This is a genomic window from Micromonospora sp. NPDC049529 (assembly GCF_055586685.1).
The window spans coordinates 98082-118356 of the sequence record NZ_JBVJHT010000025.1; the positions used below are offsets into that span (position 1 = coordinate 98082).

Below are 20275 nucleotides of genomic sequence, written 5' to 3' on the forward strand. Positions count from 1 at the left end.
GATTTCCACCTCCGACGTCCCGGTCGCAGTGCCGCTGATGTCCCTCTAGAGTCGTCGGTCGACGACTGATGCTCGTTCGGAGGCGGCGGGTGGCTGAGGTTGTAGCGTTTCAGGGTGGTGGCCCGGCGGCGGCGCGAGGGTTCGACCTGGCGTACGTCGGCACCGAGGGTCGGGACCATCGCGACTCGCTGGCGGGAAGCGTTCCGCCGCCGAGTCTGCCCAGTCGGATCGAGCGCGGCCGACCGGTTACCGACCATCCGGCGGCGCGAGCGTGAGCTGAAGCCGTGCGCTGGGGCCGAGCCAGGCGGCGGCGTCGGGGGGCAGGTCGCGGTCGAGCAGGGAAGCGCTGCTCAGGATGACTTCGCCAAGATCGGTGGGGATCCGGAACGGCCGCGTACCCGTGTTGACCACGCAGACCGCGCCGGTGTCGCGGCGCGCGATGAGCACGCGGTCGTCGCCGGAGTCCACCCAGGACAGTCCGAGCCCGTCGCCGAAGAGTTTCCGCCGGGCCCCGACCGCGTCCCGATAAAGGCGCAGCGTCGAGGTGTCGTCGGCCTCCTGGGCGGCGACGGTGAGCCCGGCATACGAGGAGGGCTGCGGCAGCCACGGGCCGGGTGCGCCGGGCGGCGAAAAGCCAAAGGGTGCCTGCGTGCCGCTCCAGGGCATCGGCACCCGGCAGCCGTCGCGACCGAGCTCGGTGCCGCCGGTGCGGTGCCAGATCGGGTCCTGCCGGGCGGCGGCGGGGAGATCCAGGACCTCGGGCAGGCCCAGTTCCTCGCCCTGATAGAGGAAGACGGAGCCCGGCAGCGCGAGCAGCAGCAAGGCGGCGGCGCGGGCTCGACGCGTACCCATCTCGATCTGGGGTTTCATCGTGAGCCGGGCGAGCGAAATGTCCGGTGTGGGGACCGGTCGTGGGTCGCGCGTCTGGCCGAGGCGCGTGACGGTCCGGTGCACGTCGTGGTTGGCGAGCGTCCAGGCTAGCCTGCCCGCGCTGCCACCGGCCTCGTCGAGGCCGCGCGTGATCGCCTGGCGCAGTGCCGGTGCGGCCCATGGCTGGACCATCAGGTCGAAATAGAAGACCTGGCCGAGGCGGTCGGGCGCGGCGTACCGGGCCAGGTCCGCTGCGTGCGGCGGCCAGACCTCACCGACCAGGGCAACATCGCGGGGGTACGCCGCCACAACCGCTCGCCACCGTCGGTGGATCTCGTGCACCCCCGGTTGGTTCCACATGTGCGGGTTGTGCTCGTGGGGGCCGTCCCAGCCGGGCAGCCCGGCCGCCTTCACCATGCCGTGCGCGACATCGACGCGCAGACCGTCGACGCCCCGGTCGAGCCAGAACCGCAGGATGTCGTCGAACTCGTCGGCGACCTCGGGGTTGTCCCAGTCGAAGTCGGGCTGCTCGGCGGCGAACAGGTGCAGGTACCACTCGCCGTCAGCGACCCGCGTCCAGGCAGGGCCACCGAAGACCGACTGCCAGTTGTTGGGCGGTTGCTCGCCGTGCGCGCCCCGGCCAGGCCGGAAGATGAACCGGGCGCGCTCGGGCGAACCGGGTCCGGCGGCGAGCGCGGCCCGGAACCAGCGGTGCTCCACCGAGCAGTGGTTGGGCACGATGTCGAGCAGGACGCGCAGGCCGACGGCGTGGGCGTCGGCGAGGAGCCGATCGAAGCCCGCGAGCGTGCCGTACGCGGGCTCGATGTCGCGGTAGTCGGCGATGTCGTACCCGTGATCGGCCTGCGGCGACGGGAAACAGGGGTTGAGCCACACGCCGTCGACGCCGAGCCGGGCGAGGTAGGGCAGGCGGGACCGGAGTCCTTCGAGGTCACCGATGCCGTCACCGTCGGCGTCGGCGAACGAGCGCAGGTAGACCTGGTAGACGACCGCATGACGCCACCATGGCGAACTTGTTACCAACTTCTTCTCCCAAAAACTCTTGACAGGACCACGTAAATAGTAAGTAAATCGGTTTAATAACTTTGTGTCCAGCCCCGGATCCCACCGGGGCGGAAGGAGCTCCGGAGGATGACCACCAGACGCACCATCCTGACCGCAGGAACCACCGCAGTGCTGCTGCTCGGGGCCTGTGCCCCGGGGAGCGACCCGGCCCCGACGAGCGCCGGTCCCACGACCATCACCGTCTGGCACTACTGGGACGGCGGCAACGCCGACGCGTTCGACGCCGCCGTGCAGCGCTACCAGGCCGGCCACCCCAACATCACGATCAACGCGGTCAACATCCCCGGCGGGGAGCTGCTCACGAAGCTCCAGACCAGCGCCGCGAGCGGGCAGTTGCCGACCATAGCCATCACCGACCTGGTCTGGGTCCCACAGCTCGCCCAGACCGGCAAGCTCGTCGACCTGTCGTCCTCGCTCACGGCGGCCGGGCTCGACAAGGACATCTACCCGTCGATGCTCAGCTTCGGCCGCTCCGGCGACCAGCAGTTGTCGATCCCCGTCTCCAGCAACACCCTCGGCTACATGTACAACAAGGCGCTGTTCCGCGATGCCGGGCTCAACCCGGACACCCCGCCCGCGACCTGGGACGAACTGGTCGCCGCAGCCGACACGATCAAGACGAAGACCGGCAAGCCCGGTTACGAGATCTTCACCCAGCCCGGCGACAACGGCGAGGGCGTCACCTGGAACTTCCAGGTTAACCTCTGGCAGGCCGGTGGTGAGTTCCTCACCGCCGACAACAGGAAGGCGGCGTTCAACTCCGACGCGGGCCGCCGGGCACTGCAATTCTGGGTCGACCTGATCAGCAAGCACAGCGCGCCGCTCGGACCGTGGGGCGCCTTCGAGAAGGGCCAGGCGGCCTCCGCGCAGGAGGGTTCCTGGATGGTCGGCATCTGGGCCAAGGACGCGCCCATCGACTTCGGCACGGCCGTGCTCCCCACCCCGTCCGGCGGCAGCCAGGCGACGAACATGGGGGGCGAGCAGGCGATGGTCTTCTCCACCGCCTCGAAGGAGCAGCAGGACGCGGCGAAGGCGTTCCTCACCTGGTTCGACAGCACCGAGAACGTCACCACGTGGTGCCAGGCCACCGGTATGCTGCCGGTCGTCGCCTCGGTGGCGCAAAGCCCGGCCTACCAGGCGTGGGTGACGGAGAAGGCGCCGAACCTGCGTCCCTTCGTCGACCTGCTGCCCAGCGCGCACGCCCGGCCCAACAGCCCGGTCTACCCGAAGGTGTCCTTCGCCTTCGCCAAGGAGGTCGAGCAGGCCCTCAACGGGCGTAAGAGCGTCGCGGCGGCGCTGGCCGACGCCGAGACGCAGGTGAACCAGATCCTGGCGTCGGGTTCATGACCGGCGCCACCTCTGCTGTGTGGTACCGGCGCCGCCGCCGGTACCACCGGGACGAGTTGATCACCGCCGCCGTGTGTCTGCTGCCCGCGGTGGCCGTACTCGGCGTCTTCGTGATCTACCCCATCATCTCCGCCGGCTATCTCAGCCTCACCGAGTGGTCGGGGTTCGGCACCGCTCAGCGATTCATCGGCTTCGGCAACTATGCCCGGCTCGCCGGCGACCCCGAGGTACGCAACTCGCTACTCGTCACCGCCGTCTACGGCGTGGGCGTCACAGTACTGAGCTGTGTGTCGGGCTTGGGCCTGGCGTTGCTGCTCGACGCGCCGATCCGTGGCCGGACCCTCTACCGGACGATCTACTTCTTTCCGGTGGTGACCTCGGCCGTGGCGGTCGCGGTACTGTGGCGCGACGCGCTGGACCCGGCGGGGCTCGTCGGCGACCTGCTCGGCCGGGTCGGCCTGCCGCAGCCCAACTGGCTCGGCGAACCATGGCTCGCGCTCGTCGCGCTCACGCTGGTTACGGTCTGGAAGAGCCTCGGCTTCAACGCGATCCTCTACCTGACCGCGCTGCAGGCCATCCCCGGCGGCCTCTACGAGGCGGCCCGACTGGACGGCGCGTCGTCCTGGCAGCAACTGCGGCGGCTGACCGTGCCGCTGCTGGCGCCCATGACCTTCTTCGTCTCGATGCAGGCACTGGTCACCACATTCCAATCCTTCGACCTGGTCTACGTGCTGACCAATGGCGGTCCGCTCGGCGGCACCGACGTGCTCGGCATGCTCACCTACCGCACCAGCTTCCGGCTCGGCGAGTTCGGTTACGGCGCGTCGATCGCGTTCGTCACCTGCGCGCTCGTGCTCGGCGTGACGATGGTGCAGTGGCGAGCCAGCGGCTCGGGAAGGTCGCCCCTGCGATGAACCTCAATCTGCTATCCCGCCTCGGCCGCCACACCCTGCTGATCATCGGCGCGCTCACCGTGCTCGGCCCGCTCATGTGGATGATCACCACGTCGCTCAAGCCCGCCAACGCGGTCTACACCCCGCCGCTGCTCATCCCGACGAGCCTGCGGTGGGAGAACTACGCACAGGCATGGGAGGCTGCGCCGTTCGCCCGCTACTACCTCAACAGCATCGTGATGACCGTCGGCATCGTGGCCGGGCACGTGGTGCTCGACGCCCTCGCGGCCTACGCGTTCGCGAGGCTGCGCTTTCCCGGGCGTACCGGTCTGTTCGTGGTCTTCCTCGCGACGATGCTGATTCCGCAGTTCGTCACGATTATCCCCGCCTACGCGCTGGTCACGTCGCTGGGCTGGCTCGACACCTACGCGGCGCTGATCGTGCCCCGGCTGGTCGACGTCTTCGGCATCGTCCTGCTGCGCCAGTATTTCGCCACGATCCCGGTCGAACTGGAGGACGCCGCCCGCATCGACGGGGCGGGGCGGCTGCGGATCTTCCTGCGGCTGATCGTTCCGCTGTCCGGACCCGCGCTCGCGACGCTGGCAATGTTCAGCTTCCTCTACGCCTGGAACGACTTCCTCTGGCCGCTGCTGGTGACCAACTCCGACGAGCTGCGCACCATCCAGACCGGCCTCGCCTCCTTCCAGGGTCGCTACGGCACCCGCTGGAACTACCTCATGGCCGGTACGGTCACAGCCACGCTGCCGTGCCTGGTCATGTTCGTCATCTTCCAACGCGCCCTGGTGCGTGGGATCGCCCTCACCGGACTGAAGGACTGACATGCAGCAGGTGCCCGACTGGGTGCACGACGCCGTTTTCTACCAGATTTTCCCCGAGCGGTTCGGCAACGGAGACCCGACCAACAACCCGCCCGGCGCGCTGCCCTGGGGCGGCACCCCCACCAGGGAAAACTTTTTCGGGGGCGACCTACAGGGGATCATCGACCACCTCGACCACATCGCCGACCTCGGCGCCAACGCCCTCTACCTCACGCCGATCTTCGAGGCCGACACCAACCACCGCTACGACTGCACCGACTACGAGCGCATCGACCCCTACCTCGGCGACCTGGAGACCTTCCGGCGGCTGGTCGAGCAGGCACACACCCGAGGTATCCGGATCGTGCTGGATGCGGTCTTCAACCACTGCGGCAAGGGGCACTGGGCGTTTCAGGACGCGGTGCGGCGCGGTGCCGACTCGCCGTACCAGAACTGGTTCTACCTAGAGGACCTGCCGGTCGAGGTCTCGCCGGACACGTTCAACTACGCGACCTGCGGCGGCGCCTACTACCTACCACAGTGGAATGTGCACAACGCCGAGGTCCGCCAGCACCTCTTCGACGTGACACGGCGGTGGACCGCCGAGGGCATCGACGGCTGGCGCCTCGACGTGCCCTACTTCATGAACAAGACCTTCTGGCGCCGCTTCCGCGAGCTCGTCAAGAGCATCGACCCGTCGCTCTACATCGTCGCCGAGGTCTGGGAGACCGCAACCGAATGGGTGTGCGGCGACCTCGCCGACGGCGCGATGAACTACCCCCTGCGCGACCTCATCCTCGGCCTGGTCGTGGACAGCTCGCTGGACCCCCGGGCCTTCGCCGACGGCGTCGCCGCGCTCTACACCGCGCTGCCCGCGCAGGCACACGCGGGCATGCTCAACCTGCTCGGCTCCCACGACACCGAGCGGCTGCTCACCCGCTGTGGCGGCGACCCCGACCGCCTGCGCCAGGCCGTGGCACTCCTGGTGACCTCTCCGGGTACGCCGATGGTTTACTACGGCGACGAGATCGGCCTGACCGGGGAGAACGACCCCGGCTGCCGAGCCTGCATGCCTTGGGACGAGTCCGGCTGGGACCTCGGAATCCGCGACTGGACCCGCGCCATGCTGCGGCTACGGCGCACCAACAGCGCCCTGACCCGGGGCGACGACTCCTGGGCTCACGCCGACGGATCGCTGCTGGTACGCCGCCGCAGCCACGGCGCCGAGGAGGTGCTCGTCGCCGTCAACGTCGGCACCGAGCAGGTGACCGTGCCCGCCACGGTGCTGGGCGATCGTGTCTGGCGGGACGCCATCGATGGATCAGGCTACGGTACCGGCAGGCAGGTGATGGTGCGGCCACATGGCGTCGTCATCATGACGGTGGACACCGGCGCGCGAGTGGAGGACTGAATGGGTGGCAAGGTGACGCTCGCCGACGTCGCGACAGCGGCAGGGGTGTCCAAGGCGGCCGTCTCGTTCGCGTTCAACCAGCCCGATCGCCTCTCCGAAGAAACCCTGCGGCGGGTGCTGCTCGTCGCCGAGGAGCTCGGCTACTCCCGTAACCCGATGGCCCGCATGCTGCGCCAGGGCCGGATGAACAGCATCGGGGTGCTACTCCCGCAGGACATCCCGACCGTGATGGCCAACCCGTACTACGCCCAGTTCCTGGTCGGGATCGGCGCCGTCTGCCAGCGGGAGGGGCTCACCCTGCTGCTGGTCCCGCCGCTGCGCGGCTCCACCCTCAAGGCGATCCCCGCCGCGGCCGCCGACGGGTTCATCGTCTGCGGGCTCGAATCCGACCGCGGCGAGGTAACCACACTCAACCAGCGCGGCGTACCCATGGTGCTCGTCGACGGGGAACCGATCGTCGGTGTCTCCTCGGTGGAGGTCGACGACCGGGGCGGCGCAGCGTCCATCTGCGAGTACGTCTTGTCCCACGGCCACCGCCGCATCGGCATCGTGGCGTTCGAGCCCGGCCCGCACGACGAGGGCCCGCGCTACCGGGGACCGCTGGCACGGCGAATGGAGGGCATCGCCCAAGCGCTCTCCGGGGCCGGGCTGTCCCTGGAGTCGCCGTCGGTGGACCTGGTCGAGGTGGACTGCAACCGGTCCGGCGGCCACCATGCCTTCCACCAGCTGTGGTCGCGCCCATCGCGGCCCACCGCGATCATCGCCCTGAGTGACATCCTGGCGATGGGGGCGATGGACGCCGCACGGGAGGCGGGTGTGCGTATCCCGGACGACGTCTCCATCACCGGCTACGACGACCAGCCCGAGGCGAGTTGGACGACCCCGGGCCTGACGACCGTACGCCAGGCCGTAGAGACGAAAGGCCGGCTCGCGGCGGAACTGCTCGTCGACTCGATCTTCAGCCGCCTGGACAGGGCTCAGCAACACCGCCTGCCGACGACACTGGTGGTGCGCGATTCTGTCGCCGCGATCGGAGTGCCGGTAGCCCCGGCGTACCTGGAGGCTCGTTAGCAGACCTCGCCGGCTGGCCCGAACCCGGGGCCATGTGTCAAAGGCACTACGGATCAGAAGGATGCGGGTTCGAGTCCCTTCGGGCACACAAGATCAAGCGGATCTCGCTGTTCAGGCGGCAGCTACGCTCGGCGAGCAGTGGTCGGACTTCGCCGATGCTGCGGGTGATCGTGGAGCGGTGTACCCCGAACCAGGCGGCGACCACGTCGTGGGTCATGCCGTGCCGTAGGTGCACCAGTGTGGCCAGGAGCCGGTCGGTGAACCGCGATACCCAACGAACGTGGACAAGGCTCGACTCGGTCAGTGCCGTCGTAGTATTAGGTAGTGTCTTGTGAATCATGAGGGCGGGAAGATCATGGATGTCCGGAGTGTTACCCGGACACCATGCCCGCACGATTTGAACTGACCGACGCCGAGTGGAACCGCATCCGGCCGCTGTTGCCGGCCGATCCGCCGCGAGGTGGTCGGTGGAACGATCACCGGACGGTGATCAGCGGCATCCTGTTCAGGGAACGTACCGGTATCCCCTGGCGGGACCTCCCCGCCCGCTTCGGGAACTGGAAGACCGTGTACCTGCGTAAACGCCGGTGGGCGTTGGACGGCACCTGGCAGCACATCGCGCAGAGGCTAGGTCTGGACGCCGACCTGGACGAGGGCGACGACTGGACCATCAGCCTCGACAGCAGCGTCGTTCGCGCTCACCAGCACGCCGCCGGTGCCCGCCACCAACTTCCGGCGGACTACCCAAAACACTGACGGCGCCCAGCGACCGCCCCAAAGACCGGGAGTCTTTGGGGCGGTCCCGCGGCGGGTACGGCACGAAGCTGCACCTGGCTGCCGACCGCGCGAGCCGGCCGATCAGCCGGCACGCCACCGCTGGTCAACGCCACGACCGGATCGGGTACGAGGCGGTGATGGCCGGCATCCGCATGCCCCGCCGGATCGGACGACCCCGTACCCGACCCGGCCGGGTCCTGGCCGACAAGGCGTACTCCATCAAGGCCATCCGCGCCGACCTGCGCCGCCGTGGCATCAAAATGACGATCCCGGAGAAGGTCGACCAGCAGGCCAACCGCCGCAAACGCGGTACGGCCGGCGGCCGGCCGCCCAGGTAGCCGCCGGGGACCTGGTGGCCTTCGCCGCCACGGCGGAGGTGGCGGCGGCGGTGGGCTGGCGCTATGCGGTGGTCATGGGTTGGAGGCTGCACGTGCTGACCACGGTGGACACATTGTCGTCGCAGCGCCGCCCGTTGACCGACCGGCTCGGCATGGTGGACCAGTTGATGAGCGCGGCGGCGGGCGGGCCGAAAACGTTCGGCGAGTTCCAGGTGTTGATCAACGTCGCGAGGCTGTCGGCAGCGACCGGTTACAGGGCCGCGGATCGTGTTGACACGCCGAAGGCTGTCGGAGGACAGGCCGCAACGGTAACGCTACGTATCGGTAGCACATCTTCCGCTTTTGACCTCGATCCTTACCGTCGGACCAGGACCGACGGGACGGAGTAGGGGATGCGCAGGCTGAGGATCATCGTGGGGGCCGGGGTGGTGCTGGTGGTGGCGGCTGGGTGCAGCACGGTCAGCACCGAGTCTGACCAGGTGTCGCTGCACTACGACGCCGGTGCCTTCTCCAGCACCACCTTCCAGGAGTGCGTCACGGAGAACAACCGGACCTGGGACGGCCCGGGAGAGAAGTACTTCACCTACCCTGCCGGCCAGCGGACCTTCGACTTCACCGGCAATGACGACGCGGAGGTGCCACCCTTCACGGTGGTCTCGAAGGACAACCAGGAGTTGACTGTGTCGGGGGGCCTGACGTTCCACCTCGACACCTCGTGTGAGGACGAGGGCGGGATGCTGCGCGACTTCCACGAGGAGATCGGTCTCAAGTTCCAGCCGATCCTCGACGACGACGGCCGGTACACGGACAGTTGGCTCGAACTGCTGCGCTTCTACATCGGGCAGCCGTTACACAAGGCGCTGACCACCGAGGCGCAGAAGTACGACTGGCTGGCCCTTTACAACGACCCGGCGACCCGGGCCTCGTTCGAGACGGCGATCAACGCGAACCTGGGCAACTCCGTCAAGGCCACCACCGGCGGCAAGGCGTACTTCCTGGAGTTCAACCTGACGCTGCAGAAGCCGATCCCGCGCAAGGAACTGGTCGACGGGCTGGCCGCCGTGCAGGTCGCGATCACCGAACGGCAGGCGGTGATCGAGCAGAACGCCACCGTCGACGAAAAGCTCAAGCAGATCCGCAAGCTCGTCGCGGTGCTCGGCCCCTACGGTTACGTCCTCTACGAGGCCATGCAGAAGTGCCTGATCAGCGAGGCCGCCAAGGGCTGCCCCACCTTCCTGCCCGTCCCCGAGGGCGGCAACGTCAATGTCCCCGGACCCCCCGCACCCGCACCCGCCGCAACATAGCCTCTCAGCTAGTACCGGTGCTGTCGGCGAGGTCGTCGGTCCAGCCGGGACACCCTGGCCCGGTGGGTGAGGCAGGCCAGGGTCCGCTCGACCACCCACCGCCTCGGGTGGACCACGAACCCTTCCTGGTCGGCCGGCTTCCGGACAATCTCAAGATGAGTACGGAGAACATCGCGGCACCAGCCAACCAGACGGCCGGCGAAGCCCTAATCGGCGAACACGAACCGGATCGGCGTACCGGCGTAAGCGGCCAGCAGGGCACCCTTCGCCCCGTCGCGGTCCCGCCACGACGCCGCCAGGACCCACACACAGACCAGCAGACCGAGAGTGTCGGTCACGACGAACCGCTTCCGACCGTTGACCCTCTTCCCAACGTCGTAGCCGCGGGTGTCCCGGCCCACCGCGTCCGCGCCCTTCACCGACTGGGAGTCGATGAACCCCGCCGACGGCTGCGGGTTCCGACCCCCAACCAGGCGGACCTCCTCCCGCAACAGGTCCAGAATCCGCTCGGTGACCTGACGTTTCTCCCACTGCCTGAACTGCCAGTACACCGTCGACCACGGCGGAAAGTCCACCGGCAACCGCCGCCACGAACACCCGGTCCGCACCACGTACAAGATGGCCTCGACCACGTCCCGACGCGGATGCTTCGGCACCCGACCAGGCTCCTTGACCAACGGCAACAACGGCTCGACGAGATCCCACTGAGCATCAGTCAGGTCCGAGTCATACATCCGCATCCGCTCCACACCGGAACCCTCCAACGAAGATCCACCTACCCGGTGGACACGCCGTGCGACACCCTCTCAAACACTCAGTTAGCCGTGAGACCTGAAGAACTACACGGTCAGTCGTCGATAACTCAGGGGAAAGTGGACAAGGAACGAGAGGCCGGCCAACCAGGAGTGGGCGGCGAGCCGAAGGCCGCCGCCCACTCCTTCGAGCTAGACCAGCACTGCTCACACGTGCTTACGTGCGGTCCAGGCTATGTGAAGCAACTGCTTGCGAAACAGGGTCATGCCCCACTTGATCCGCCGAACTTCCGACCAGATTTCCCTGTCATTATGATCCCTTCGACCCTACGTCATCGAATGGATCACCAGACTCATACCGCCTCAACAGCCTTGAATCGGCTTAGCGCAATTGGAAGGCGACGGGTTATCCGGCAGGCGGTTGACGGTCACCTGGGATACCGGGCCCAAAGGATGTAGCCTGGCGAATCATGTTCGCAGTTGTATTCCTTGAAAAGGGGCAGCACCTCGTTCTGCGCAATCCGGATGCACTGCGACAGGGTGGGGAGATGGTCGACGAAAAACCAACCTGCACCGGGTGGTCGCGCATTGGCTGGAGTTGCGAAATTCACCCCGGCCAGCGCCAGGCCTACGGATAGGGCGACCGCCGTGAAGGCGCGCCTCGCCTTAAACAATGATCTACACCTTTCTCGAAGGGGACGACTTGCATGACGAGATCAGCGCGCATAGTCACAGGTCGTCGTCACTCAACACCGAAATGCGTCCGATCGTCCGCATGTTCGCGCTCATTGCCCCTGCCCTCGGTTGATGGGCCGACCTCGACTTGCCGTGCGTACGGGAGCGGCGACAGCGCCGTCAGTAGTCATTGAGGCAGGTTGTATAAGTGAATCCCCAGCGGGATCCCACCCAGACCGCAATCCACTGGTTAGCGTTGGTAACTCCGCAGGCGGTATACCGGCCACCCAGGTAATAGGTGCCTCGGTAGCAGGAGTACACCCACCCCTTTTGTGCCCATTCAATGATTGTCGAAGTCGTCGTGGTGTCCACACGAATCGGAAGGTTGTTGGCCACCGAGATTACGCCGCCAGTCGGGCAGCCGAACGTGTAGGCCGGGGCGTTCGCCCGATCGGAGCTAGCCACAGCAACAGCCAGACTAGCCTCTACACCCTTAGGAGCTGCCCCACCCGGACTAGCCGAGGCGACATTCCCAGACGCGCTCAATGCCAATGCGAGTGCAGCCATGGTTATCAGCACAGACCTGATTAGTCTAGACTTCACTACTTTCCCCTATCTTCTTCAGGGTTGCCTTACCGATACTCGGACATAAACGGTTCCGGGAGTTTCACGAATAATTGAAATGCTGTCGCGGGAGCATACCGAAAGGCTCCCGTGTGCCCGGTGGCTCCTTAACGCTCCTACCAACCAGAGGTGACCTATTGCGAATGAAGGCACCTTAGAGGATCGGGATGTCCCGTACGCTCGGCGGTGCACGCTGGCGCGGTCTTAGCCACATATTGCCCCTATTGACGCTTGCTGTCAGGAGGACCTTGCGGGTCCGGCTCACTCTATCCCGAGCCAAATTGTCTTACTCTCGGCCCGTTTCCACTCGTCCCATCACAGTCGACTACATGGAATGACTTTGGACTAACGCAGTGAGGCCACCAGGTGCCGCGCGGTCCGAAAAGCCGATCGGCACCAGATCACGAACACCACCGTGACCCAGTCGAGAATAGAACGCTCCTACTTGTATCGTGAACGAGCATTCGGTGGGCAAGCTACCGCCTCCACTCTCGCGGATACGTCTACTGAATCGCACTGCTGCTGGCTCGCGCAGTAGTCTCGCCGAATACCAGGCCGTCAGCGATACCTCCTCGGTGAGGCACACGCGAACCAGTCGGTAGTAATTGTCTATTTCGAGTTCCGAGTCTCACTCTTAGCCCGATTCCTGCAGGTGGTGGAGACAATTCTGCGAGCGGGATAGGGCCGTGGCGACGAACAGCTCTGCCTTTCGAACCTCTCGTTACACCCTCGTCGGTCACCTCGTCGTGTGGATGGAGACGAAATCGGTTGGGTTTGATTCTGCCTGCCCGCTCTTACCAGATCGCTTACCAACGCTCGTACCGGTGGCCGAGATCGATACAATCATGGTCATGGATTTCCGCGTGCTCGGGCCTGTCGAACTCCAACTTGCCGGTCGTCAGGTGCATCTCGGGAGACGGCAGGAGCGGTGTGTGCTGGCCATACTCCTGCTGGAGGCAGGTAACCCGGTCGCGGTCACGCGCCTCACGGAGCTGGTCTGGGCACAAAGTCCGCCGGATGCCGCACGAAGCGTCATGCAGACCTATGTCTCTCGGCTGCGTGCCCGGCTCCGGGCTGAGGGCCTCGGGGAAGAGGACCTGCAGCTTCGTCACCGGCGCGGTAGCTACCAGCTTGACGTCGCGCCATCGAACGTGGACGCGCACCGGTTTATGAGCCTGTGTCACCAGGCACAGGGCTGCTATGACCCTGCGGAGCGAGGGCGGCTTCTGCGGTCCGCGCTGGCGCTGTGGCAAGGGCCGGCGATGGCCGATCTTCAACCCGTTGCCCGGGACCGGCTTGCCGCCCGACTGGAGGAGGCACGTCGCACGGCTCTCGACCTTAGAATCGAGGCAGACCTTGAGGTGGGTCGGCACACCCAACTGATTGGCGAACTCACCGAACTGCACGCCGGTGCCCCGCTCGATGAGCGGCTCGCACGTCACCTGATGCTCGCACTGTACCGCGACGGGCGCCGCGGCGAGGCGTTGGAGGTATTCGCCGGAACACGCGCGCGAATCCGCGACGACCTCGGTCTCGACCCGGGCAGCGAGCTCCAGCGACTGCATACGGCCATGCTCCGCTCGGATGCCGCCCTCGATCTCCCTCCTAGATTTCACTACCCGGACAGTTCGGTCAGCTCCATCAATCTGTCCAGCCCCGCACCGCGACCTCGGATACGGGTACCGGACCAGCTACCTGCTGCCCTTCCCGATTTCACCGGACGGAAGACGGAACTGAGCGAGCTCGACTCTCTACTAGCCGCCCGGAGTTCGAAAAGGTCGTCAACGATAGTCATCCATGCTGACGCTGATGGTATCGGCAAGACCGCTCTAGCGGTCCGTTGGGCTCAGCACGCCGCAGCCCGCGACTTTGCTGACGGACAGATTTTCGTCGACCTGCACGGTAACGACGAGGGTACGGCGATGCGTTCGCTCGACGCACTTGACCACGTCCTACGTGCGTTGGGCGTGTCTGGGTATCAAATCCCAGACAACGTCGAAGAAGCAGCGGATCTGTTTCGAACGATGACCGCTGGCCGACGAATATTGATCATTCTTGACAATGCGTACGATGCTGAACAGATTTGGCCGCTACTACCCATGGAAGCCGGTTGCCTGGCAGTGGTAACCACGCGCGACCGACTAGAACCACTCGTCGGCGACGACATTCGCCGCTTGACGATCGGGCGATTCTCGGAGGTTGACTCCCTGACGTTGATCAAAAGGGTTCTGGGATACGGCCGAGTCGATTCCGAGCCCAGCTCGGCCGCAAGGCTGGCCCAGGAGTGCGGATACCTTCCCCTCGCTTTACGTATCGCCGCCGCACAAATCAGACGGAATCCTGACTTGCCAATTTCGCATTTTCTTTCCGTCTCCCAAATTGAGCGATCCGCGAATCCCAATATGCCGGACGATCATGTCCGTACTGCGGCACATGTAGTTATCGACACATCTTGCGCCGAGCTCCAGCCCGACGAACGTCGAATGTTACGCGCCATAGCTCTATGTCCTGGATTCGACCTCACCACCTTAGCCGCCGCCAACCTTCTCGCGACGGCCCCCGAACGTGCGGCTGAATACCTAAAGAATCTCTGCGACCTCCAATTGCTGTCGCAGCGCACGCCCGGAAGGTACGCAGCGCACGAGCTCGTACGTTCACGCTCCCAGGAATGCTCGAACGACGAGGACCACGACGCTGCCACCCGGCTCCTGCACTGGTACCTGTATTCCGCTGCTGCGGCCGTCGACCTCCTCTACCCGCATATATCTCGGCTCCGCGCACCCACAATGCCGCCACATATCGTGCCCATGGTGTTCGGCGATCGAAAATGTGCACTCGCCTGGCTGGAATCCGAGAGGGCGAATTTGGTGTCGGCGGTCCGATACGCCGCCAAGCTGGGCCCAAGGAGATTGTCATGGCTGCTCGCAGACGCGCTCCGTGGCTACTTTTGGCACGAGGGCTACCCGACGGACTGGCTCGTAGCGACTGACGTCGGCATCGAAGCAGCACAGCGCGACGGCGATCTGGTGGCTCAAAGCGCACTTCATATCAACGCCGGGGTGGCCAGTCATGAGCGGAAACGGTATGCGGTAGCTCGGGACCACTACAGGTTGGCAGGTCAATATGCAGAAAGAATCGGGTGGGATGAGGGCAAGGCGGCATGCGCGGGCAACATTGCAAGGATTCACCTTCATGTCGGCCAACCTCATAGAGCAATTGACCTGTACGACCATTTGGCCGCATTCTATCGGCAGCGGAACAATCTGTCAGGACAAGCTAATGCTACAGGCAACAAGGCTCTAGCTCTCAAAGATATCGGTCATCTGGAGAATGCCAGCGGTGGACTCGCTCAGGCGATCGAGTTATACCGCAAGGTGGACTCGAAGCTCGGCGAGATGACGTCCCTGATCGCACTCGGCGAAGTAGAACACTGGCTGGGCCGGTCTTCCGTCGCACGAATGTGCGTCTCCGACGCGCTGGCCTTGCAGACGGAGATCGGGAAACGGTTCGCCGAGGCAGACACCTTACGAATTCTCGCAATGTTGGAGCATGAAACCGGGAATCATGCTCTAGCGCTTCGCGTGGCCAAGAAGGCCCTTGCTTCTGCGCGAAAAATTGATGAACGAACTGCAGAAAGCCAAGTATTGAGCCTACTAGGAACGATTTACACTCATCTAGAATTCCACAACGAAGCCGTCGAACATCACCGCCAGGCGCTCGCGATTCTGCCCCCTGCCGAAAAAGAACGCCTACAGAGCCAGGCACTGACCGGCTTGGCTACGTCACTGATCGCCCAACCGAGGCGGGATGAGTTCTCAAAGGAAGCCGCGGTTCATATCGTGGATGCGCTTGCTATTGCCCGGCGCGCCGGATATTTGGTGCCCGAGGCCGATGCATTGACGGTGCATGGCCGAATCCACTACGCCTCCCGTGACGTTGACACTTCCAGCAGGCTTGCCCGACAAGCAGTTCAAGTCTACAAGCGGACCGGCTATCGACTTGGAGAAGCCCGTGCCACGCATCTGCTCAGCAACATTGCCCGAAGACTCGGCGACCGACCTGCCGCGGAGCGATACCTGGGAGATGCATGCAAGATCCTTGACGAAATCAGTAGCATGCCCTGTCCTGGTCCTTCCTGAGTGCAAGCGTGGTGCGCGCAGCGAACGAATGCGCACGAGGAGCGACTGCGCTCCCAGCCCACTGCCGCATGAACCGCGCGCAGGCCTGGCCAGACGCGGGCGCACAGGAACATCAACGGGCGGTCAACGAGGCGGTCCTGTCGATGTACGCCAAAGCCCTCACGACCGGGGAAATCTCCGTGCACTTCGCCAAGATCCACGGGCGGTGTCGAAGGGGGTGATCTCCCGAATCACCGACAAGGTGATCGAGGAGATGGCCGGCTAAGGGACGTCTCGTAACTCGGTGGGTGCTCCATGGTGGATCATGTTGTGGTGCAGGTGATCTCGGCAGCCCACCCCGAGTGGATCTTCCCGTTCACTGGGCTGCAGCCCGTCCAGTTCCGCCGCCTGGTCAAGCTCGTCGCCGAGCGTGGCGGGGACGCGATCGCTGACGGTCGGCCGGGCCGGCAGTGGTCTCTCGACCTGCCGGACCGGGTGCTGCTGGTCGCCGCGTACTGGCGCACGAAGCTGACAATGCGGCAGATCGGCCCCCTGTTCGGGGTATCGCACTCCGCCGCCCACCGGGTCATCGACACCCTCGGCCCACTGCTCGCACTCGCACCGGTACGACGACGCCGGGTCGACCAGATCACCATCGTCGACGGCACTCTCATCCCGACCCGGGACCACCGCCTGGCCGCCCCGAGCAAGAACTACCGCTACTCGACGAACCTGCAAGTCGCTATCGACGCCCACACCCGCCTCGTCGTCGCCCTCGGCGACCCGCAACCCGGCAACCGCAACGACCATCGTCTACCGCACCAGTGGCATCGACCAGAAGCTGGCCGGCCGCCCGGTCATGGCCGACGGCGCCTACCGCGGCAACCCCGAGGTCATCATCCCGTACCGCAAGCCCGCCGACGGCAGCGAACTGCCCGAGTGGAAAACCGACCTGAACAAGCAACACCGCACCGTCCGGGCACAGGTCGAACACGCCCTGGCCAGGATGAAGTGCTTCAAAGTCCTACGCGACTACCGCCGCGCCGCCCGCACATTGGCCGACACCGCTTCCGGTATCGCCAACCTCCACAACATCATCCTGACGGGATGACACCAGCATAGACAAACTTTAAGGCCCTGACCGGCGTTCTTGCTGGTCAGGGCCTTAAAACTGTGGAGCTGAGGGGACTCGAACCCCTGACCCCCTCGATGCGAACGAGGTGCGCTACCAGACTGCGCCACAGCCCCCCGCCCGACTGGCGCCGGGCGACCGACCCGCCGTCCGAATCTCAACGGCGAACCGGCGCCAAGGCTAACAGGTACCGCACCCGCCGGGCGAATCAGCCCCCGGCGTGCCGGTTCCGGCACCGGCACGACCCGGAGACGGTCAGGCGGAGTGGGAGCCGCGCCCGGCCTCGTACGGGCGACCGCGCAGGCCACCCGAGCGGCGGTAGGAGACCGAGGCGCGGGCCCGGCCACCGCTGGCCGCCGCCGGCAGGTCGTCCGGCCGGTCCAGGCCCATCGCGGCGCGGCGTACCGCCTCGCGCTGGGCAGCCAGCCGGCGCTGGGCCTCCCGTCGGGCGGCGGCACGGCGGGCCTGTTCGCGCCGGACCTCGGCCTGTCGGGCGGCGAGCCAGGCTGCCTCGCGGGCCTGGATCCGGCGGCGTCGGCGTCCGGCGATGGCGCGGTTGCGCAGGTGTACGACGTACGCGGCGAGCAGTGTGGCGGTGACGGCGAAGCCGATCCAGAAGCCGGGGCTGACCGCGACGACGCCGATCAACTCGGCGAGGTTGAGCAGGAGGAGCGCGGCGAAGACCCGACGGCGCCGGTAGACGGCCGGGGTGTGCCGCTGGGTCGGTGGCCGGCGACGCGGGCGGGATCCGGACCGGGGTACGGAACGCAGCCGGCTGGCCCGTCGACCGGTGGCCGGGGGCGCGGAGACGGGGTCGGGCATCCCGTAAACCGGGTTCTTGCCACCGGACAGATCGCCGCGCAGAGTAACCGTGAGAACACGTGACGGATTGACCGGCTGCCGACCCGGAACAGTACGGCGTCGCCGGCGGCGCTGAAGCACCCGCGCCGTCGACTGCGCCCGCTCCGCCACCAGCCGCTCGGTGGCGTCGTACCGGCGAACCAGCGCTGGCGCGAAAGCGAGCAGACCTGCGGCGGCGAGGACGGCGAGGAGCACCGAGGCCGGCACCCTCACCCCTCCCGTCACCCACGTCGGGTAACCCCGCCGGCCGTCGCGACACCTGCCGAGCTGGCAGGGTCGTGACAACCGGCGGACAGTTACCACACATCTAGTTACTTCAGGTTACGGGCGGTACACCAGGATCAACGTGCGCCGCGCCGACTACCACCAGCAACAATGATCAAGAAGTGACGGTACGGAGCCGGTGCCAGCGGGCCAGCAGACCGCCTTCGGCCGCGACCTCCTCGCTGGTCATGGCGTATCCGATGTGGTCGCGCCAGGCGCCGTCGATGTGCATGTAACGCGGATGGTACGACTCCTCGCGGAAGCCGAGCTTCTCCACCACCCGGCGGGACGGGCCGTTCTCCGGCCGGATGTTGACCTCGATCCGGTGCAGCCCACCGGGGCCGAAGGCGTGGTCGGCGACGAGCGCCAGCGCGGTCGGGATGACGCCCCGCCCGGCCACCCGCGCGTCCACCCAGTAACCCACGTACGCGGAGCAGAACGCCCGCCGGACGATGTTGCCCAGGTTGATGTGCCCGACCAGCCGCTCCCGCCCGTGCTCGCGCAGGCAGACCGCGAACGGCATGCTCTCGCCACGGCGGGCCGAGCGGCGCTGGTCCCGGTAGACGTACCGGAACGCCATCGGGGAGTTCAGTTCGTCCCAGCCGCCCTGCGGCGCGGTCTCCCACGGCGCCAGCCACGCCTGGTTCGCCCGGCGCACCTCGGACCAGGAGGCCGCGTCCCCACGCTTGTACGGCCGCAGCAGCACCGCACCGTCGGCCAGGACAACCGGCCAGCCCGGTGTTCCCATCAGGCTCATCGGCGCCGGTCCAGCAGCAGCACATCCACCGTGGAGCCGGCCGCCGCCGTGGTCACCCGCTCCCCCAACACCAGCAGGCCGTTCGCCTCGGCCAGCCCGGCCAGGGTGTGCGGACCGCCGCGCAACGGCTGGACGGTGTAACCGCCGCCGCGCCGCTCGGCGACGTGCGCGGGGCGGAACTCGCGCAGCCCACCGGGGGACGACACGGTTTCCAGCAGGTGCGCGCGCACGCTCGGCCGGAACACCGGCTCGGCACCGGCGAGCAACTGGATCGCCGGGCGGGCCAGCATCTCGAAGCCGATCAACGCGGCACCGGGTTCACCGGGCAGACAGACCACCGGAACCTCCTCGGCACCGACCGTACCGAATCCGAGGGCGCTACCGGGGTACAGGGCCACCTCGGTGAAGGTCACCGGCCCGGCCCGGCCGGCGTCGCGCCGGGACAGGATGCGCCGCACCATGTCGCCGGGGCCGGTGCCGGTGCCACCGGTGGTGATAATCAGATCGGCCCGCAGGGTCTGGTCCTCCAGCAGGCCGCGCAGCCCCTCCGGGTCGTCGTCGCAGATCCCGACCCGGTACGCGAGCGCCCCCACCTCGGCGGCGGCGGCGGTCAACGCGTGCGAGTTGGTGTCCACCACCTGGCCGGGCTGGCTCGGCCGGCCCACCTCGACCAGTTCGTCACCGGTCGCCACGATCACCACCCGGGGGCTGGGCCGGACCACCACGTGCCCGATGCCGGTGGCGGCGAAGACCGCGACCAGCGCCGGTGAGACGTACGTTCCGGAGCGGGCGAGCAGGGCCCCGGCCGGCATCTCCTCCCCGGCGCGGCGCAGGCCGTACCCGCGTTTCGGCACCCGGAAGATCTCCACGGCGGCCATGCCCTGGTCGGTCCACTCGACCGGGACGACCACGTCGGCGGCGATCGGCAGCGGCGACCCGGCCGCCACCGAGAAACAGGAGCCGGGAGTGAGCCGGACCGGGCGCCAGCTCGCCGCGCCGAGGTCGCCGACGACGTTGAGCCGGACCGGGCGGGTGTCGCCGGGGCGGCCACGACCGGGTGCGGGGGGGGGGGGGGGGGGGGGGGGGAAGGGGAGAAGGGGGGGGGGGGGGGGGGGGAGGGGCGGGGGGGGGGGGGGGAAGAGGGGGGGGGGGGGGGGGTTTGTGCCGCAGGAAAAAAACA

Annotated in this window: 15 protein-coding genes, 1 tRNA gene and 3 pseudogenes; 12 read left to right on the top strand and 7 right to left on the bottom strand. The window is 66.8% G+C overall.

Going from position 1 to position 20275, the window contains the following annotated elements; all coding sequences use genetic code 11:
* Positions 1-246: 246 nt before the first annotated feature.
* Positions 247-1911, bottom strand: a complete 1665-nt coding sequence (locus ACZ6QQ_RS32490; protein WP_465881483.1) for a glycoside hydrolase family 13 protein — start codon at positions 1909-1911, stop codon at positions 247-249.
* Between the two features lie 108 nt (positions 1912-2019).
* On the opposite strand from ACZ6QQ_RS32490, the gene ACZ6QQ_RS32495 reads away from it, so the two are divergent.
* The 5 genes from ACZ6QQ_RS32495 to ACZ6QQ_RS32515 are packed head-to-tail and all read left to right on the top strand — an operon-like array spanning position 2020 to position 7493.
* Positions 2020-3300, top strand: coding sequence for an ABC transporter substrate-binding protein (locus ACZ6QQ_RS32495; protein WP_465881484.1), 1281 nt, complete (start codon positions 2020-2022; stop codon positions 3298-3300).
* Positions 3297-4214 (top strand): carbohydrate ABC transporter permease, encoded by a 918-nt coding sequence (locus ACZ6QQ_RS32500; RefSeq protein ID WP_465881485.1) that lies wholly within the window; start codon positions 3297-3299, stop codon positions 4212-4214. The genes ACZ6QQ_RS32495 and ACZ6QQ_RS32500 overlap by 4 nt, the downstream gene beginning before the upstream one ends.
* Entirely contained in the window at positions 4211-5032 is an 822-nt protein-coding gene (locus tag ACZ6QQ_RS32505; RefSeq protein WP_465881486.1) for a carbohydrate ABC transporter permease, read from the top strand. Before ACZ6QQ_RS32500 ends, ACZ6QQ_RS32505 begins: the two co-directional genes overlap by 4 nt.
* A 1-nt stretch (position 5033) precedes the next feature.
* Entirely contained in the window at positions 5034-6422 is a 1389-nt protein-coding gene (locus ACZ6QQ_RS32510) for a glycoside hydrolase family 13 protein (RefSeq protein ID WP_465881488.1), read from the top strand.
* The gene (locus ACZ6QQ_RS32515) at positions 6423-7493 is read left to right on the top strand and encodes a LacI family DNA-binding transcriptional regulator (RefSeq protein WP_465881489.1); all 1071 of its coding nucleotides are present in this window, start codon (positions 6423-6425) and stop codon (positions 7491-7493) included.
* Between the two features lie 46 nt (positions 7494-7539).
* On the opposite strand, the gene ACZ6QQ_RS32520 is transcribed toward ACZ6QQ_RS32515, so the two are convergent.
* Positions 7540-7833 (bottom strand): helix-turn-helix domain-containing protein, encoded by a 294-nt coding sequence (locus ACZ6QQ_RS32520; protein WP_465881491.1) that lies wholly within the window; start codon positions 7831-7833, stop codon positions 7540-7542.
* 44 nt (positions 7834-7877) lie between these two features.
* On the opposite strand from ACZ6QQ_RS32520, the gene ACZ6QQ_RS32525 reads away from it, so the two are divergent.
* From ACZ6QQ_RS32525 to ACZ6QQ_RS32540, 4 genes are read left to right on the top strand one after another with little or no spacing between them, the layout of a single operon-like run.
* Positions 7878-8249: an IS5 family transposase gene (locus tag ACZ6QQ_RS32525; protein ID WP_465881493.1), complete on the top strand. Its 372-nt coding sequence runs from the start codon at positions 7878-7880 to the stop codon at positions 8247-8249.
* Positions 8246-8608 carry a transposase gene (locus ACZ6QQ_RS32530; RefSeq protein ID WP_465881505.1) on the top strand — a complete coding sequence of 121 codons (363 nt, stop codon included), beginning with the start codon at positions 8246-8248 and terminating at the stop codon, positions 8606-8608. Before ACZ6QQ_RS32525 ends, ACZ6QQ_RS32530 begins: the two co-directional genes overlap by 4 nt.
* Positions 8609-8622: 14 nt before the next feature.
* Complete coding sequence (locus tag ACZ6QQ_RS32535) at positions 8623-8997, top strand: hypothetical protein (protein WP_465881495.1); 375 nt, start codon at positions 8623-8625, stop codon at positions 8995-8997.
* A gap of 3 nt (positions 8998-9000) precedes the next feature.
* Complete coding sequence (locus ACZ6QQ_RS32540) at positions 9001-9912, top strand: SPFH domain-containing protein (RefSeq protein ID WP_465881496.1); 912 nt, start codon at positions 9001-9003, stop codon at positions 9910-9912.
* A 206-nt stretch (positions 9913-10118) separates the two neighbouring features.
* On the opposite strand, the gene ACZ6QQ_RS32545 is transcribed toward ACZ6QQ_RS32540, so the two are convergent.
* Positions 10119-10652 carry an IS5 family transposase gene (locus ACZ6QQ_RS32545; RefSeq protein WP_465881497.1) on the bottom strand — a complete coding sequence of 178 codons (534 nt, stop codon included), beginning with the start codon at positions 10650-10652 and terminating at the stop codon, positions 10119-10121.
* 2135 nt (positions 10653-12787) lie between these two features.
* Between ACZ6QQ_RS32545 and ACZ6QQ_RS32550 the strand changes: the two genes are divergently transcribed.
* The 3 genes and pseudogenes from ACZ6QQ_RS32550 (at position 12788) to ACZ6QQ_RS32560 (ending at position 17192) form a co-directional block, all read left to right on the top strand.
* Positions 12788-16102: an AfsR/SARP family transcriptional regulator gene (locus tag ACZ6QQ_RS32550; protein WP_465881498.1), complete on the top strand. Its 3315-nt coding sequence runs from the start codon at positions 12788-12790 to the stop codon at positions 16100-16102.
* A 122-nt stretch (positions 16103-16224) separates the two neighbouring features.
* A pseudogene (locus tag ACZ6QQ_RS32555) lies at positions 16225-16361 on the top strand (transposase); the annotation flags it as partial.
* Between the two features lie 53 nt (positions 16362-16414).
* Positions 16415-17192, top strand: a pseudogene (locus ACZ6QQ_RS32560) (transposase family protein).
* Positions 17193-17255: 63 nt separating this feature from the next.
* On the opposite strand, the gene ACZ6QQ_RS32565 reads toward ACZ6QQ_RS32560, so the two are convergent.
* From ACZ6QQ_RS32565 to ACZ6QQ_RS32580, 4 genes and pseudogenes are all read right to left on the bottom strand, one after another.
* Positions 17256-17329: transfer RNA gene (locus ACZ6QQ_RS32565), tRNA-Ala, on the bottom strand.
* 139 nt (positions 17330-17468) lie between these two features.
* Positions 17469-18287: a divisome protein SepX/GlpR gene (sepX, locus tag ACZ6QQ_RS32570; protein WP_465881507.1), complete on the bottom strand. Its 819-nt coding sequence runs from the start codon at positions 18285-18287 to the stop codon at positions 17469-17471.
* Between the two features lie 166 nt (positions 18288-18453).
* Entirely contained in the window at positions 18454-19095 is a 642-nt protein-coding gene (locus tag ACZ6QQ_RS32575) for a GNAT family N-acetyltransferase (RefSeq protein WP_465881500.1), read from the bottom strand.
* Positions 19092-20126, bottom strand: a pseudogene (locus ACZ6QQ_RS32580) (molybdopterin molybdotransferase MoeA); the annotation flags it as partial. The pseudogene ACZ6QQ_RS32580 and the gene ACZ6QQ_RS32575, both read right to left, overlap by 4 nt.
* Between the last annotated feature and the right edge of the window lie 149 nt (positions 20127-20275).

Excerpts from the sequence above, each read along its gene's own strand:
- ACZ6QQ_RS32525 (WP_465881493.1), top strand. The coding sequence starts at position 7,878 with ATGCCCGCACGATTTGAACTGACCGACGCCGAGTGGAACCGCATCCGG.
- ACZ6QQ_RS32575 (WP_465881500.1), bottom strand. The coding sequence starts at position 19,095 with ATGAGCCTGATGGGAACACCGGGCTGGCCGGTTGTCCTGGCCGACGGT.
- ACZ6QQ_RS32520 (WP_465881491.1), bottom strand. The coding sequence starts at position 7,833 with ATGATTCACAAGACACTACCTAATACTACGACGGCACTGACCGAGTCG.
- ACZ6QQ_RS32515 (WP_465881489.1), top strand. The coding sequence starts at position 6,423 with ATGGGTGGCAAGGTGACGCTCGCCGACGTCGCGACAGCGGCAGGGGTG.
- ACZ6QQ_RS32505 (WP_465881486.1), top strand. The coding sequence starts at position 4,211 with ATGAACCTCAATCTGCTATCCCGCCTCGGCCGCCACACCCTGCTGATC.
- ACZ6QQ_RS32510 (WP_465881488.1), top strand. The coding sequence starts at position 5,034 with ATGCAGCAGGTGCCCGACTGGGTGCACGACGCCGTTTTCTACCAGATT.
- ACZ6QQ_RS32540 (WP_465881496.1), top strand. The coding sequence starts at position 9,001 with ATGCGCAGGCTGAGGATCATCGTGGGGGCCGGGGTGGTGCTGGTGGTG.
- ACZ6QQ_RS32495 (WP_465881484.1), top strand. The coding sequence starts at position 2,020 with ATGACCACCAGACGCACCATCCTGACCGCAGGAACCACCGCAGTGCTG.
- ACZ6QQ_RS32500 (WP_465881485.1), top strand. The coding sequence starts at position 3,297 with ATGACCGGCGCCACCTCTGCTGTGTGGTACCGGCGCCGCCGCCGGTAC.
- ACZ6QQ_RS32545 (WP_465881497.1), bottom strand. The coding sequence starts at position 10,652 with ATGCGGATGTATGACTCGGACCTGACTGATGCTCAGTGGGATCTCGTC.